Raw genomic sequence first — 13,765 nt, forward strand, 5'->3', positions numbered from 1 at the left:
AAGTCGACCCGGGGCTCAGGCTTTACGAACAGTACTCCATTCGTGGCATCCAACGGGGCGGCTCGCCGCTCAAGTCTCCCGCGATTCACGGGAATCTCAAGAGCACGCGACCCCAATGGCCGAGGATCGGCCGATGAACGGTGATCATCTTCACATATATCTCCCGCGCAGAACCGCATTTTCGACCCTTGTGTCCTTCTTTGGGCAAGATGGAGTGACTTGTTCGAAGGACAGTCGTACTGACGCGAGGGATGTTGATGCCGCAGGTGAAGCCCGCCCCGGACGGAGCCGAGGAAGGTCGCAGGCGAATTGATCTGAGTGTGGCTCAGGTCGCGGCCAGCGCACTGGCGACCGTGGTGGGGGCGGTGCTCGCGTCCGAACTAGGGGTGTACGGCACCATTCTCGGCGCGGCGGTGGTGAGCATCGGCGCGACCACCGGGGGCGCGGTGTTCCAGCACCTCTTCAAGCGCACCGGCGAACAGCTGCGCGGTGCGGTGGACCGGACCGCCGGACCGGGCCAGCTGGCGAACGGGCTGCGGCAGGCGCCGGAGCCGGCCCCCGCGGCGGATCCGCCGCCCTCCGCGCAGTGGAGCACTCCGCGGGTGGTCCGGGCGCGTCGCCGGTGGACCTGGAAGTCGTACGCGGCGGTCTCGGTGCTGGTGTTCACCCTCGCGATGGTGCCGATCCTCGCCTTCGAGCTGGCGACCGGGCAGCCGGTGTCGGCGACGGTCAAGGGCGAGTCGGGCACCGGAACCTCGATCGGTGGCCGGGTCGACCGGAAACCGACCGCTCCCACGGGTGACGCGCCGTCCTCCGGACCCTCCACGGTGCCCTCGTCCTCGCCCTCGGCCGGCCGGGACGGCGGTGCCTCCGGGCGGCCGAGCCCCGGCGCCTCCGACGCGCGTCCGGACACCGGGGGCGGCGGAGCGCCGGCCTCCCCGTCGGCCGGTTCCGGCACGGGGGCGGGCACGGAACCGGCCGCGAAGCCCTCCGCGCGCCCCACCGGCGAGCCGTCCGCGCCCCCCGCGTCGGGTGCGCCCTCCGCGCCGTCCGGTGACGGGGCCGCCTCCGCGAAGCCCTCCGGCGCCGCGACCCCGAGGCCCCCGGCCCCGACCACCGCCGTCGAACCGCCCGCCGCCCCGGCCGCCCCGGAGGCTCCGGCCGGGAACACGCCTTAGGCCCCCAGCACCCGGCGCAGGTAGTCGTTGCCGAAGCGGCGGTCCGGGTCCAGCTCGTCGCGCAGCGCGGTGAAGTCGGCGAAGCGCGGGTAGACCCCGGCGAGGTACTCGGCGTCCCGGGTGTGCAGCTTGCCCCAGTGGGGGCGGCCCTGGTGCTCGGTCATCAGCCGCTCGACCGCCGTGAAGTACCCCTGTTCGGCGGTGCCCCGGTAGAGGTGGACGGCGATGTACGCGGTGTCCCGGCCGTGCGAGGTGGAGAGCCAGACCTCGTCGGCCGGGGCGAACCGCACCTCGACCGGGAAGCTGATCCGCCAGCCGGACCGCTCGACCATCGCCCGCAGCTCGCGCAGCACCTCCCCGGCCGCCGCGCGCGGCACCGCGTACTCCATCTCGATGAAGCGCACCTTGCGGGGGCTGGTGAACACCTTGTACGCGGTGTCGGTGTAGCTGCGGTCCGACCAGGCCCGGCTGGCCAGCGCGGCGATCGTCGGCACCGAGCCGGGGAAGCGGCGGCCGACCCGGCAGGCGCCCTCCCACACGGTGTTGGAGAGGAAGTCGTCCTCCAGCCACTCCTTGAACCGGGGCAGCGGCGCGGCCGGGCCCTGGCTGCGGTTGTTCCGCTTGGTGGAGCAGCGGTCGGTGTGCGGGAACCAGTAGAACTCGAAGTGCTCGTTGACGGCGGTGAGGTCGTCCAGCCGCTCCAGCACCTCGTCGAAGCGCATCGGCTGCTCGTGCGCGGTGAGCAGGAAGGCCGGTTCGACGGCGAGGGTGAGCGCGGTGATCACGCCGAGCGCGCCGAGCCCGAGCCGGGCGGCCTCGAAGAGCCGCGGGTCCTCGGTGGGGGAGCAGTGCCGGATGCTGCCGTCGGCGAGCACGATCTCCAGGGCGCGGATCTGGGCGGCGAGCGAGCCGGAGTCCCGCCCGGTGCCGTGGGTGCCGGTGCTGGTGGCGCCGGCCACGGTCTGCACCTCGATGTCGCCCATGTTGGTGAGCGAGAGGCCCGCGGCGGCGAGCAGCCGGTTGAGGCGGCGCAGCGGCAGCCCGGCCTCGACGGTGACCGTGCCGTTCTCCCGGTCGATCTCCCGCACGGCGGTCAGGGCGTGCGGCCGCACGAGCACGCCGTCGCCGGGGGAGGCGATCGCGGTGAACGAGTGGCCGGCACCGACCGCCTTGACGGTCCGCCCCCGGTCCCCGGCGCGCAGGATCTCCTTGGCCAGTTCCTCCGCCGTGCCGGGGGTGACCACCCGGGCGGGCACGGTGCTCTGGTTGCCCGCCCAGTTGGTCCAGCGGGTGGGGGTCGCGGTACTGGCCTGGGGCATTGCGGCGCCTCCTGCTCCGTGGCCGAACGGCGTCGGCTCACCTCGGTCCCTACCCGCGGGTAGGCCACGGGTAGGGAGGAGGGTAAGTCAGGTCACCGTTCGAGGTCCACGGTTTCGGCCGCGGGCAGCGCGCTCTCCCCGGCGGCCACCCCGGCGCGCAGGCGGCCGACCCCGGCGAGGGCGGCCAGCACGCCGAAGATCCCGGCGGTCAGCGGCACCCAGTAGCCGGCCGCGGCCCCGGCCGCGTCGACCACCCAGCCGCCGGCCGAGGAGCCGACCGCGACGCCCAGCGCCAGTCCGGTGGTCGTCCAGGTCATGCCCTCGGTCAGCTGCGCGGCCGGCACCAGCCGCTCGACCAGGGCCATCGCGGTGATCAGGGTGGGGGAGATGGCGATGCCGGCGACCAGCAGCGCGCCGCCGACCGCCACCAGCCCGCCGACCCCGTTCACGCTCTCGGCGAGCAGCAGCAGCGGGACCATGCTGACGGCCATGAACACCACGCCGGCGAGGAAGCGCACGGCCATCGACCCGCTCGGCTTCAGCGTGCCGAAGACCACGCCGGCCAGGCAGGAGCCGAGCGCCCAGAGCGCCAGGATCGGACCGGAGGTGGCGCCGTGCCCCTGCGCCTTGGTGAACGCCACGGTGACCACCTCGACCGAGCCGAAGATCGCACCGGTGGACACGAAGGTCAGGATCAGCACCTGGAGGCCCCGGTTGAGGATGACCGGGCTGCCGATGTGCCGGGCGGCCGGATGGACCGGCGGCTCGGTGGAGCGCTGGGCGGCGAACAGGGCCACGCCCACCGCCAGGAAGACGCCGGCGAGCAGCACGCCCGCCTCCGGGAAGACCGCGGTGGCCAGCGTCACCGCGAGGATCGGGCCGACGATGAAGCAGACCTCGTCGACCACCGCCTCGAAGGAGTACGCGGTGTGCAGCTTCGTTCCCTCGTCCCGGTACAGGTGCGCCCAGCGGGCCCGCACCATCGCGCCGGTGCTCGGCATCACGCCCATGCCGGCCGCGAACACGAAGAGCGTCCACACCGGCGCCTCGAACCGGGCGGACAGCAGCAGGCCGATCGCGGCGATCACGGTGAGCGCGGTGGCCGGCAGGATGATCCGGCGCTGTCCGTGCCGGTCCACCAGCCGGGAGACCTGGGGGCCCAGGACCGCCGCCGACACGGCCATCGTCGCCGAGACCAGCCCGGCCACGCCGAAGGAGCCGCGCAGCTCGGAGAGCATGGTGACGATGCCGATCCCCGTCATGGAGATCGGCAGCCGGGATATGAATCCGGTGGAGGAGAAGGCCAGACTGCCGGGGGCGGCGAAGATCTGGCGGTAGCTGGACAGCACGAGGGCTCCGGAGGGGTAAGGAACGTTGCTGGCAAAGACAGCTTACGAACCTTGGCAAACGGTATTTTCCGGGCACCGGGCGCGGCCCCGGAACCGGCCCCCCTGTTCAGAGTGGCAGGATCGGTTCCATGTCCGACGCGCGCAACACAACCGTCCCAGGCGCCGCCCCGTACGACGCCCTGCTGCTGCTCTCCTTCGGCGGGCCCGAGGGCCCCGAGGACGTCGTCCCGTTCCTGGAGAACGTCACCCGCGGCCGCGGCATCCCGAAGGAGCGGCTCCAGGAGGTCGGCAAGCACTACTTCCTGTTCGGCGGCGTCAGCCCGATCAACGAGCAGAACCGCGCCCTGCTGGCCGCGCTGCGCGAGGACTTCGCCGGGCACGGCCTCGACCTGCCGGTGTACTGGGGCAACCGCAACTGGGCGCCCTACCTGGTCGACACCCTGCGCGAGATCGCCGCCGACGGACACCGCCGGATCGCCGTCCTGGCCACCAGCGCCTACGCCGGCTACTCCGGCTGCCGCCAGTACCGGGAGAACCTCGCCGACGCGCTGGCCGCACTCGCCGCCGAGGGCCTGCCGGAGCTGCGGGTCGACAAGCTGCGCCACTTCTACAACCACCCCGGCTTCGTCGGGCCGATGACCGACGCCACCGTCGCCGCCCTGGACCGGCTGCCCGAGGAGGTCCGGGCCGGCGCCCGGCTGGCGTTCACCACCCACTCGATCCCGGACGCCATGGCCGAGAGCTCCGGCGCCCCCGACGACCCGGCCCGCGGCCGCCCCGGCGGCGCCTACGTGGCCCAGCACCTGGACGTGGCCCGGCTGGTCGCCGCCGCCGTGGCCGAGCGCACCGGGGTCGCCGGCCGCCCCTGGGAGCTCGTCTACCAGAGCCGCAGCGGCGCCCCGCACATCCCGTGGCTGGAGCCGGACATCTGCGACCACCTGGAGGCGCAGCACGCCGCGGGCGCCCCGGCCGTGGTGATGGTCCCGATCGGCTTCGTCTCGGACCACATGGAGGTCAAGTACGACCTCGACACCGAGGCGGTGGCCAAGGCCGCCGAGCTCGGTCTGCCGGTCGCCCGGGCCGCCACCGTCGGTGCCGACCCCCGGTTCACCGCCGCCGTCCGGGAGCTCGTCCTGGAGCGGGCCGCCGCCGAGCGCGGCGAGCCGGTGACCCGCTGCGCCCTCGGCGCGCTCGGCCCCAGCCACGACGTCTGCGCCGTGGCCTGCTGCCCCAATCCGCGCGCCCCCCGCCCGGCCGCCGCCGAGCGCTGACCCGTTCCGCCCCCGGAGGAGAACCCGTGTCCAGCCCCGCCGTGCCCGATCCCGCCCTGCTCGACGAACTGCTCGACGTCGCCCTGGACGCCGCCCGCCGGGCCGGCACCCTGCTGCTGGAGGGCCGGCCCGCCGATCTCGGCGTCGCCGGCACCAAGAGCAGCCCGGTCGACGTGGTCACCGAGATGGACCTGGCCTCCGAGAAGCTGGTCCTGGAGCTGATCACCGCCCGCCGGCCCGAGGACGGCTACCTCGGCGAGGAGGGCGCCGAGCGGCCCGGCACCAGCGGGGTGCGCTGGGTCGTCGACCCGCTCGACGGCACGGTCAACTACCTCTACGGACTGCCCGCCTGGGCGGTCAGCGTCTCCGCCGAGCTGGACGGGCGCGCGGTGGTCGGGGTCGTGTACGCCCCGGCGCGCGGCGAGCTGTTCCACGCCGTGCTCGGCCGCGGCGCCCGGCGCGACGACCGCCCGATCGCCGCCCGCCCGGCCCCGCCCTGGGGCCAGGCGCTGATCGGCACCGGCTTCGCCTACGTCCGCGAGGTGCGGGTCCGGCAGGCCGAGGTGGTGCTCGGGCTGATGCCCGAGGTCCGCGACATCCGCCGCGGCGGCGCCGCCGCCGTGGACCTCTGCGACGTCGCCGCCGGCCGGCTGGACGGCTACTACGAGCGCGGGCTTGCCCCCTGGGACCGCTCGGCCGGCTGCCTGATCGCGGCCGAGGCCGGCGCCCTGGTCGGCGGCCGTCCCGGCCGGGACGCGGACGGCGAGCTGACCGTGGCCGCCGCCCCCGGCGTCTTCGAACCGCTCCTGGACCGGCTGGCCGCCCTGAACGCCTGGGCGGACTGAGCACGCGAAGGGGCCCGCCCTCCCACCGCCGGTGCGGTCGGGAGGACGGGCCCCCGGGGCGACGAAGAGCCCTGACATACGGGGGATGCCAGGGCCTGGATTTCGCACGGCCCCCACAGGGCCGCTGGTGCCGGAGATCCGGCGACGGGTCGGGCTGGGATCAGGCGGCGGTGCGGTGGCGCTCCAGCACCGTGTCCACGCCGTGCTCGGCGGCGAGACGGCGCAGATCGTCCAGCTCGGACTGTTCCACCTCGGCGAGGAACTCGTCCCCGGCCTCGATCGCGCGGTGCAGGTCCTGCTCGGCATTGGCGATGCGCTGCAGGATTCCGGCGGTGAAGGCGTCCATACGGGCCCCCTTACTGTGTCGGACGTGCACGGTCGTGCGCCCCCCGCCCCAGGGTGTCGGTGGCCAGCGGAAGCGTCCGGTCCGGGCGGTCGAAGATCTCCGGACGGGCGCGGAGACGGCCCCTCGGCCGCTCCCGGTGACGCCCCAGCCCCAGGGCCGGCGCGGATGAACGCACGGCGGGTGGGTGCGATCGGCTCAGAAACCGGATCGCGGGTGTGCAGCTGTCCTCCCCACCCCCGGGGACGGGAAACCTCCCGGCCGAAGAAAGTTGCCCGCGTCACGGTCCAACCGGACTGCTTCCGCCACGAACCCCCGCCGCGGACGCCCGCCGCGCCCCGCGGGCGGCCGTGCCCGCGGGGCAGCTTATCGCTGCCTTACCGCCGGACCAGGCAGGATGGAGGCAGCGTCGGAGCCGTGCGTCCGCTTCCCGGGCCGGCCTGAAGAAGGGACAACCACCGTGCGGGTTCTCGTCGTCGAGGACGAGCAGCTGCTCGCCGAGGCCGTGGCCACCGGTCTGCGCCGCGAGGCGATGGCCGTCGACGTGGTCTACGACGGGGAGGCCGCGCTCCAGCGCATCGCGGTCAACGACTACGACGTGGTCGTGCTCGACCGCGACCTGCCGCTCGTCCACGGCGACGACGTCTGCCGCAGCGTGGTCGACCAGGGCCTGGCCACCCGGGTGATCATGCTGACCGCCTCCGGCGACATCAGCGACCGGGTCGAGGGCCTGGAGATCGGAGCGGACGACTACCTTCCGAAGCCGTTCGCCTTCAGCGAACTCGTCGCCCGGGTCCGCGCCCTGGGCCGCCGCGCGACCGTCCCGCTGCCGCCCGTCCTGGAACGGGCCGGCATCTCGCTCGACCCCGGCCGCCGCGAGGTCATCCGCGACGGCCGCCCCGTCCAGCTCGCCCCCAAGGAGTTCGCCGTCCTGGAGGTCCTGATGCGGGCCGGCGGCGCCGTCGTCTCCGCCGAGCAGCTGCTGGAGAAGGCCTGGGACGAGCACACCGACCCGTTCACCAACGTCGTGCGCGTCACCGTGATGACGCTGCGCCGCAAGCTCGGCGACCCGCCGGTGATCGTCACCGTCCCGGGTTCCGGCTACCGGATCTGACCGGACGCCGCGGCTCCGACCGGAACCCGCGTCCGGATCCCGGCCCCACCCACGCGCCCGCCCCGGCGGACGCCCCGAGAGGACCATCATGACCACCCCGCCCCCGGCCGGCGGGCCCTCCGGCGCGCCCACCGGCGGGCGCGCCGTGCCCGACCGGCCCGTACCGCCCAGGCCGGCCCACCCGCCGCGCGCCCCCCGCCTGCACTCCTCGCACGCCACCTACGTGCCCGGTGACGGCATGCTCGCCTGGCTGCCGTTCCGCCCCACCATCCGGATCCGGCTCACCCTGCTCTACGGCGGGATGTTCCTGATGGCCGGCGTGGTGCTGCTCCTGCTGATGTACGTCTTCGTCAAACAGGCCCTGCGCGACGTCCAGCCGCCGCCCTTCGACTTCGGCCCGTCCGGAGCCCGGGTGAACGGCGTTTGGATGAGCACCGAGCAGTTCAACCAGTACCTCGCCAACAGCCACACCGTGAAGTCCGACAGCGCGCTCAACACGCTGCTGCGCAAGTCGCTCACCATGCTGGTCTGCCTCGCCGTGATCGCCTTCGCGGCCGGCTACGCGATGGCCGGCCGGGTGCTGCGCCCGCTCGGCCGGATCACCCGCACCGCCCGCGAGGTGGCCTCCTCCGACCTCCACCGGCGGATCGAGCTGGACGGCCCGGACGACGAGCTCAAGGAGCTGGCCGACACCTTCGACGACATGCTGGAGCGCCTCGACCGCTCCTTCGACTCCCAGCGCCGCTTCGTCGCCAACGCCTCGCACGAGCTGCGCACCCCGCTGGCGATCAACCGCACCCTGCTGGAGGTCCAGCTCTCCGACCCGCAGGCCTCGCCCGACCTCCAGCAGCTCGGCAAGACCCTGCTGGCCACCAACGAGCGCAGCGAGCAGCTCGTCGAGGGCCTGCTGCTGCTCGCCCGCAGCGACAACGAGCTGACCGACCGCCGTCCGCTGGAGCTCTCCGAGGTGGCCACCCGGGCCCTGGAGCAGACCCGGGCGGAGGCGGCGAAGCGCGAGGTCGACCTGCGCGCCTCGCTGCACCCGGCGACGGTCTCCGGCAACGGCGTCCTGCTGGAGCGGATCGCGCTCAACCTGCTGCAGAACGCCGTCCGCTACAACGCCCCGGACGGCTGGGTCGAGATCACCACCGCGCCGGTGCCCGGCGGCGGGGAGCTGGTGGTCTCCAACACCGGTCCGGTCGTGCCCGGGTACGAGCTGGAGCACATCTTCGAGCCGTTCCGCCGGGTCAAGGGCGCCGACCGGACCCGCAGCGACAAGGGGGTCGGCCTCGGCCTCTCGATCGTCCGCTCGGTGGTCCGGGCGCACAACGGCACCATCGAGGCCACCGCGCGCGCCGGCGGCGGCCTCACCATGCGCGTGCGCATCCCGGGCGGGTGAGGGCCCCGGACACGCCGGGCGCCCTTCCCCTCCGGGCAGGCGCTCCCCGGGCCCCCGCGGCCCCGTCACGGCCCTTCCCGGGGCCGCGGCGGGGCCGTTGCGCCGTCCGGGTGGGCCAAGTCCGTGCGCCGACCATTCCGAGCCGCCCCCGCCGGGCCCGTCAAGACGACATAAGGCCAGGCGGGGGCGGCTTGTCATTTCCGGCCCGATCAACTTACGGTGTCGTAACCTACGCGACCGTAAGTGCCGTCCGAACGGACTCCGGCGTGCCCGTCCCAACGCGCCCGTTCCGCGCGTGCCCGTCCCCCAGGAGCCAGAACCCGTGACCATCGCCCCCGTGCAGCGCAGCACCTCGCTCGGTTCGAGCGCCTGGACCGACACGCGGCTGATCCTGGCCCTGGAGGAGGTCGTCGAGAAGGAGCTCGACCGGCACCTCAAGGTCGCCAAGGAGTGGATGCCCCACGAGTTCGTCCCGTGGAGCCAGGGCCGTGACTTCGACGGCGTGCTCGGCGGCGAGGCCTGGGAGCTCGGCCAGTCCAAGGTGACCCCGCTCGGCCGGGTCTCGCTCGTGGTCAACCTGCTGACCGAGGACAACCTCCCCAGCTACCACCACGAGATCGCGACCATGTTCGGCCGCGAGGGCGCCTGGGGCGAGTGGGTCCACCGCTGGACCGCCGAGGAGGGGCGGCACGGCATAGCCATCCGCGACTACCTGCTCACCACCCGGGCCGTCGACCCCAACGAGCTGGAGCGGGCCCGGATGGCCCACATGTCGGACGGCTTCGCGTCCGACAACGCGCACAGCATGCTGCAGTCGGTCGCCTACGTGGCCTTCCAGGAGCTCGCGACCCGCATCGCGCACCGCAACACCGGCCACTTCGCCGGCTGCCCGCTGGCCGACCAGCTCCTCGCGAAGATCGCCAACGACGAGAACCTGCACATGGTCTTCTACCGGAACCTGCTGAAGGCCGCCCTGGAGATCGCCCCGGACGAGGCGATGCGCGCCGTCGCCGACGTGGTGACCAACTTCCGGATGCCCGGCCACGGCATCCCCGGCTTCGAGCGGGCCGCCGCCCAGATCGCCCTCGGCGGCGTCTACAACCTGCGCATCCACCACGACGACGTGCTGCAGCCGGTGCTGCGCCACCTCCGGATCATGGACCTGGCGGGCCTCGGCCCGGAGGGTGCCCGGGCCCAGCAGGAGCTCGGTGTCTTCCTGGACGGCCTGGACGCCCAGGCGACCAAGTTCGAGGAGCGGCAGGCGGCGATGCTGGCCCGCCGGGCGGCCCGCCGGCAGGCGTAGGGCTTGGGTGGATTTTCCACGGTTTGCCCGGGGCGGCTCGGAACGTGACCAAGCTCACACCGTGTCGCTCCGGGGTGTCGGGCAACGCCGGAGAGTGATCACCGCGCCGGCCCCTCCGATCGCCGTCGGTGAGTGCGGCGGCGATCGGCGGTGGATCGGAGGATTGGCTCCCGGCCCTGGTGGGCAAGGGAATTGGCGAGCGCGACAAGGCCCTTCGCTTGCGGAGCGTGTCCACGATCCGGTCGCTCGCGCGCGGCGGCGATGGCCCTGCGTGAGGCCCCGAACGCCCGAGTGGATCACCCCAACGGACCCCTGGCTGAGTGTCGATTGAGTAACGGGGCTTGAAGTAAGGCAAAATCTCCGCCTCGGGTCGGGCACAAGACCGACCCCCCATGCGTTACGTGCGCTGGAGATACCGCACACACCGCACAACCCGGAGGGGGAGAGCGAAAAATGGCTACCGACTACGACACCCCACGCAAGACCGATGACGAGCTCAACGAGGACAGCATCGAGGAGCTCAAGGCCCGCAGGAACGACAAGGGCGGCAGCTCGGTCGACGTCGACGAGTTCGAAGCGGCGGAGGGCATGGAGCTCCCCGGCGCGGACCTCTCGAACGAGGAGCTCTCCGTCCGGGTGCTGCCGCGGCAGGCCGACGAGTTCACCTGCATGAGCTGCTTCCTGGTCCACCACCGCAGCCAGCTGTACAGCGAGAAGAACGGCAACCCGATCTGCCGGGACTGCGGCGCCTGAGGACCAGGGCGGTCATGACTCGGGTTTCGCGGTGTTCGCGAGACCGGTGCGACGCCCCTTCCGGCCCCGGGCAGCGGGGCCGGACGGCAGCTCCGGCGTCCGTCGTGACGGACGCACCAGTCATACGGTCGGATGGAAAGCGTTTCCAGGAACGCGAAGGGACGGTACCGCCTCGGCGGTACCGTCCCTTTCCTTTTCGGTCGTCTCCTGCCCCGGCCGGGCCCCGGCCGGAGCTCGCCGGCTCCGGCCGGGCCTCAGGCGCGGGCGCCGCGGCGGGCGTCGTCGAGGGCCTCGGCCAGCTTCATCGGCGAGCGGGTCGACAGATAGAGGTACGGCGTCGGGTCCGCCGGGTCGCTCACCTCGACCCGCAGCGCGGTCGGCACGTAGCTGCGCAGCAGCATGAAGGCCCGCGGGTCGGCCTTCGGGCCGCGCCAGGCCGCGGCGTCCGCCGGGCCGAGCGCCTGGGCGGCGCCGAGGGCGTCCACCGGGATCCGGGCGGGCCCGGCCACCAGCGAGCCCTGGACCACCCGGATCCGGGCCGAGCCGTAACTGCTGATCGCGGCGGCGCCGGCGGCGATCCCGACCACCAGCCCGACCAGCGCGCCCACGGCGCTGAGGCGCAGCAGGATCAGCGCGAGCGTGAGGCCGATCACGACCGGGAACAGCCACCAGGAGCGCGGCACGGTGAGGCGTTCGTCGTACATGCCCTCCATTGTGGGCGCCGTGACGGCGGCGGCCGGACGCAACCCCCGTCCCGGGCCCGGCTACCGCTCGGTAGGGTGAGGAGGCGTGACCGGTTCGACAGCCCCCACCACGCCCCTGACCCCCACCACGCCGCCGCCGGAGGCCGTCCTCCCGCCGCGCGCCCCCGAGGCCCCCGCCCCCGGCACCCGGCTGGGCTCCCACTACGAGCACTGCTTCGGCTGCGGCCCGCAGCACCCCGGCGGACTGCGGATCGACGCGGTGGCCGGCGAGGGCCTCGACGTCACCGCCGAGTTCACCGTCCGCCCGGAGCACCAGGGCGGCCCGGGCCTGGCCCACGGCGGTCTGCTGACCACCGCCATGGACGAGACCCTCGGCACGCTCAACTGGCTGCTGCACGCCCCCGCCGTCACCGGACGGCTGGAGACCGACTTCCTCTCCCCGGTGCCGGTCGGCTCCACCCTGCACCTGCGCGCCTGGGTCACCGGTGTGCACGGCCGGAAGGTCTACAGCGCCGCCGAGGCCCGGATCGGCGGCCCCGAGGGCCCGGTCGCGGTGCGTGCGCAGGCGCTCTTCGTCCAGGTGAAGCTGGAACACTTCACCAAGCACGGTCGTCCCGAGGACATCGAGAAGGTCCTCGACGACCCCGACCTGATGAAGCGCGCCCGAGCCTTTGAGGTGAACCCTTGAGCACCACCCCCCGCGAGCCCCTCGACGTCCTGATCCGGCGGATCGACCCCGAGCTGCCGCTGCCCGCGTACGCGCAGCCCGGCGACGCCGGCGCCGACCTGCGGACCACCGTCGACGCCGAGCTGGCCCCCGGCGAGCGGGCCGTGCTGCCCACCGGCATCGCCATCGCGTTGCCCGACGGCTACGCGGCGTTCGTTCACCCGCGTTCGGGACTGGCAGCTCGTTGCGGCGTTGCTCTGGTGAACGCCCCAGGGACGGTCGATGCCGGGTACCGTGGAGAGATCAAGGTGATCGTCGTCAATCTGGACCCGCGCGAGGGGGTCAGCTTCCGCCGAGGGGACCGGATCGCCCAGCTGGTGATCCAGCAGGTCGAGAAGGCCCGCTTCCACGAGGTGGCCGAGCTGCCTGGGTCGGCACGCGCCGAGGGCGGGTTCGGGTCGACCGGCGGCCACGCCGCGGTCTAGGCTGCCCGCGGCCTCGCAGAAAGCCGAGCAGGTATTCGCATCGGTCTTGGACCGGGAAGGACAGTGACCGTGTTCCGTCGTCGCCAGAAGAGCGAGGACGCTGTCGAGCAGCTCGCCGACGACGCCATCAGCGCCGACGAGACGGCCGATGACGTCGAAGGTTCCGCCGAGAGCGAGAACGTGACCGAGCTGGACCCGGCGGACCGGGTCGGCCTGCCGCCGGCCCCGCGTCCGGACGGTCCCTGGGACCACTCCGAGCTGGAGAACCCGGAGGAGGGCCGCGTCGACCTCGGGGGTCTGCTGGTCCCCGGTGTCGAGGGCATGGAACTCCGGGTGGAGGTGGCCGGCGACTCGATCGTGGCCGCCACCCTGGTCCTCGGCAACAGCGCCATCCAGCTGCAGGCCTTCGCGGCCCCCAAGTCGGAGGGCATCTGGGGCGAGGTCCGCGAGGAGATCGCCACCGGCATCACCTCGCAGGGGGGCCTCGTCGAGGAGGAGGAGGGCCCGCTGGGCTGGCACCTCCGCGCCCAGGTCCCGGTGCAGCTGCCGGACGGCACGCAGGGCGTGCAGCTGGTGCGTTTCGTCGGCTGCGACGGCCCGCGCTGGTTCCTCCGCGGCGTGATCTCCGGCCAGGCCGCGGTCCAGCCCGAGGTGGGCGGGATCCTGGAGCAGGTCTTCCGGCAGACGGTCGTCGTCCGCGGTGAGACCCCGATGGCGCCCCGCGACCCGATCGTGCTGAAGCTCCCCGAGGACGCGCAGATGGTCGCCGACGGCGGCGGCGCCGTCGCGGCCGGCGGCGAGGGCGACAACCGCTTCGGCAACACCGCGCTGGACCCGTTCGCCCGCGGCCCGGAGATCACCGAGGTCCGCTGAGCACCCCGCTCGATCCTGCGGATCGCCCCGGCCCGGACACCGGGCCGGGGCGATTTGCATGTGACGGCCCCGTCCCCGTACAGTTCCGGAGTCGCCGCGGGAGAGCGGGGACAAGCGGAAAGCGAAGTCGGCTGAATGAAACTCCGGAAAACGGAGCGGAAA

At 73.5% G+C, this 13,765-nt stretch carries 14 protein-coding genes; 10 read left to right on the forward strand and 4 right to left on the reverse strand.

What is annotated here, in order from left to right; translation table 11 throughout:
* The first annotated feature begins 320 nt into the window (after positions 1-320).
* The gene (locus ACF1AK_RS27730) at positions 321-1,178 is read left to right on the forward strand and encodes a hypothetical protein (protein ID WP_391501550.1); all 858 of its coding nucleotides are present in this window, start codon (positions 321-323) and stop codon (positions 1,176-1,178) included.
* Here ACF1AK_RS27730 and ACF1AK_RS27735 read toward each other — a convergent pair.
* Entirely contained in the window at positions 1,175-2,497 is a 1,323-nt protein-coding gene (locus ACF1AK_RS27735) for a D-arabinono-1,4-lactone oxidase (protein ID WP_391501551.1), read from the reverse strand. The genes ACF1AK_RS27730 and ACF1AK_RS27735 overlap by 4 nt on opposite strands.
* Positions 2,498-2,589: 92 nt before the next feature.
* Complete coding sequence (locus tag ACF1AK_RS27740; protein WP_391501552.1) at positions 2,590-3,846, reverse strand: MFS transporter; 1,257 nt, start codon at positions 3,844-3,846, stop codon at positions 2,590-2,592.
* Positions 3,847-3,974: 128 nt separating this feature from the next.
* Between ACF1AK_RS27740 and ACF1AK_RS27745 the strand changes: the two genes are divergently transcribed.
* Together ACF1AK_RS27745 and ACF1AK_RS27750 are read left to right on the forward strand one after the other, a co-directional pair.
* A complete protein-coding gene (locus tag ACF1AK_RS27745; RefSeq protein ID WP_391501553.1) occupies positions 3,975-5,117 on the forward strand; it encodes a ferrochelatase in 1,143 nt (380 codons plus the stop codon).
* A gap of 41 nt (positions 5,118-5,158) precedes the next feature.
* Positions 5,159-5,962, forward strand: coding sequence for an inositol monophosphatase family protein (locus ACF1AK_RS27750; protein WP_391501564.1), 804 nt, complete (start codon positions 5,159-5,161; stop codon positions 5,960-5,962).
* Between the two features lie 160 nt (positions 5,963-6,122).
* On the opposite strand, the gene ACF1AK_RS27755 is transcribed toward ACF1AK_RS27750, so the two are convergent.
* Complete coding sequence (locus ACF1AK_RS27755) at positions 6,123-6,308, reverse strand: hypothetical protein (protein ID WP_030301315.1); 186 nt, start codon at positions 6,306-6,308, stop codon at positions 6,123-6,125.
* Positions 6,309-6,765: 457 nt separating this feature from the next.
* On the opposite strand from ACF1AK_RS27755, the gene ACF1AK_RS27760 reads away from it, so the two are divergent.
* The 4 genes from ACF1AK_RS27760 (at position 6,766) to ACF1AK_RS27775 (ending at position 10,874) form a co-directional block, all read left to right on the forward strand.
* Positions 6,766-7,419 carry a response regulator transcription factor gene (locus tag ACF1AK_RS27760; RefSeq protein ID WP_148642660.1) on the forward strand — a complete coding sequence of 218 codons (654 nt, stop codon included), beginning with the start codon at positions 6,766-6,768 and terminating at the stop codon, positions 7,417-7,419.
* 88 nt (positions 7,420-7,507) lie between these two features.
* Complete coding sequence (locus tag ACF1AK_RS27765; RefSeq protein ID WP_391501554.1) at positions 7,508-8,818, forward strand: sensor histidine kinase; 1,311 nt, start codon at positions 7,508-7,510, stop codon at positions 8,816-8,818.
* A 322-nt stretch (positions 8,819-9,140) separates the two neighbouring features.
* Positions 9,141-10,121, forward strand: a complete 981-nt coding sequence (locus tag ACF1AK_RS27770; protein WP_391501555.1) for an acyl-ACP desaturase — start codon at positions 9,141-9,143, stop codon at positions 10,119-10,121.
* 453 nt (positions 10,122-10,574) lie between these two features.
* Positions 10,575-10,874: a DUF4193 domain-containing protein gene (locus tag ACF1AK_RS27775; protein WP_327681335.1), complete on the forward strand. Its 300-nt coding sequence runs from the start codon at positions 10,575-10,577 to the stop codon at positions 10,872-10,874.
* 254 nt (positions 10,875-11,128) lie between these two features.
* Here the strand turns inward: ACF1AK_RS27775 and ACF1AK_RS27780 are convergent, their stop codons facing one another.
* Positions 11,129-11,578 carry a DUF3093 domain-containing protein gene (locus ACF1AK_RS27780; RefSeq protein ID WP_391501556.1) on the reverse strand — a complete coding sequence of 150 codons (450 nt, stop codon included), beginning with the start codon at positions 11,576-11,578 and terminating at the stop codon, positions 11,129-11,131.
* 85 nt (positions 11,579-11,663) lie between these two features.
* Here ACF1AK_RS27780 and ACF1AK_RS27785 point away from each other — a divergent pair, with 85 nt between their 5' ends.
* From ACF1AK_RS27785 to ACF1AK_RS27795, 3 genes are all read left to right on the forward strand, one after another.
* Entirely contained in the window at positions 11,664-12,266 is a 603-nt protein-coding gene (locus ACF1AK_RS27785; RefSeq protein WP_391501557.1) for a PaaI family thioesterase, read from the forward strand.
* Positions 12,263-12,730: a dUTP diphosphatase gene (dut, locus tag ACF1AK_RS27790; protein WP_350572406.1), complete on the forward strand. Its 468-nt coding sequence runs from the start codon at positions 12,263-12,265 to the stop codon at positions 12,728-12,730. The genes ACF1AK_RS27785 and dut overlap by 4 nt, the downstream gene beginning before the upstream one ends.
* 69 nt (positions 12,731-12,799) lie before the next feature.
* Positions 12,800-13,603, forward strand: coding sequence for a DUF3710 domain-containing protein (locus ACF1AK_RS27795; protein ID WP_391501558.1), 804 nt, complete (start codon positions 12,800-12,802; stop codon positions 13,601-13,603).
* Positions 13,604-13,765: the final 162 nt, after the last annotated feature.

Origin of the sequence: Kitasatospora sp. NPDC015120 (assembly GCF_043080305.1) — a bacterium.
Classification (GTDB): domain Bacteria; phylum Actinomycetota; class Actinomycetes; order Streptomycetales; family Streptomycetaceae; genus Kitasatospora.

Bases quoted from the DNA above. Each gene is read 5' to 3' on its own strand.
- ACF1AK_RS27735 (WP_391501551.1), bottom strand. From the start codon at position 2,497: ATGCCCCAGGCCAGTACCGCGACCCCCACCCGCTGGACCAACTGGGCG.
- ACF1AK_RS27745 (WP_391501553.1), top strand. From the start codon at position 3,975: ATGTCCGACGCGCGCAACACAACCGTCCCAGGCGCCGCCCCGTACGAC.
- ACF1AK_RS27755 (WP_030301315.1), bottom strand. From the start codon at position 6,308: ATGGACGCCTTCACCGCCGGAATCCTGCAGCGCATCGCCAATGCCGAG.
- ACF1AK_RS27765 (WP_391501554.1), top strand. From the start codon at position 7,508: ATGACCACCCCGCCCCCGGCCGGCGGGCCCTCCGGCGCGCCCACCGGC.
- ACF1AK_RS27775 (WP_327681335.1), top strand. From the start codon at position 10,575: ATGGCTACCGACTACGACACCCCACGCAAGACCGATGACGAGCTCAAC.
- ACF1AK_RS27780 (WP_391501556.1), bottom strand. From the start codon at position 11,578: ATGTACGACGAACGCCTCACCGTGCCGCGCTCCTGGTGGCTGTTCCCG.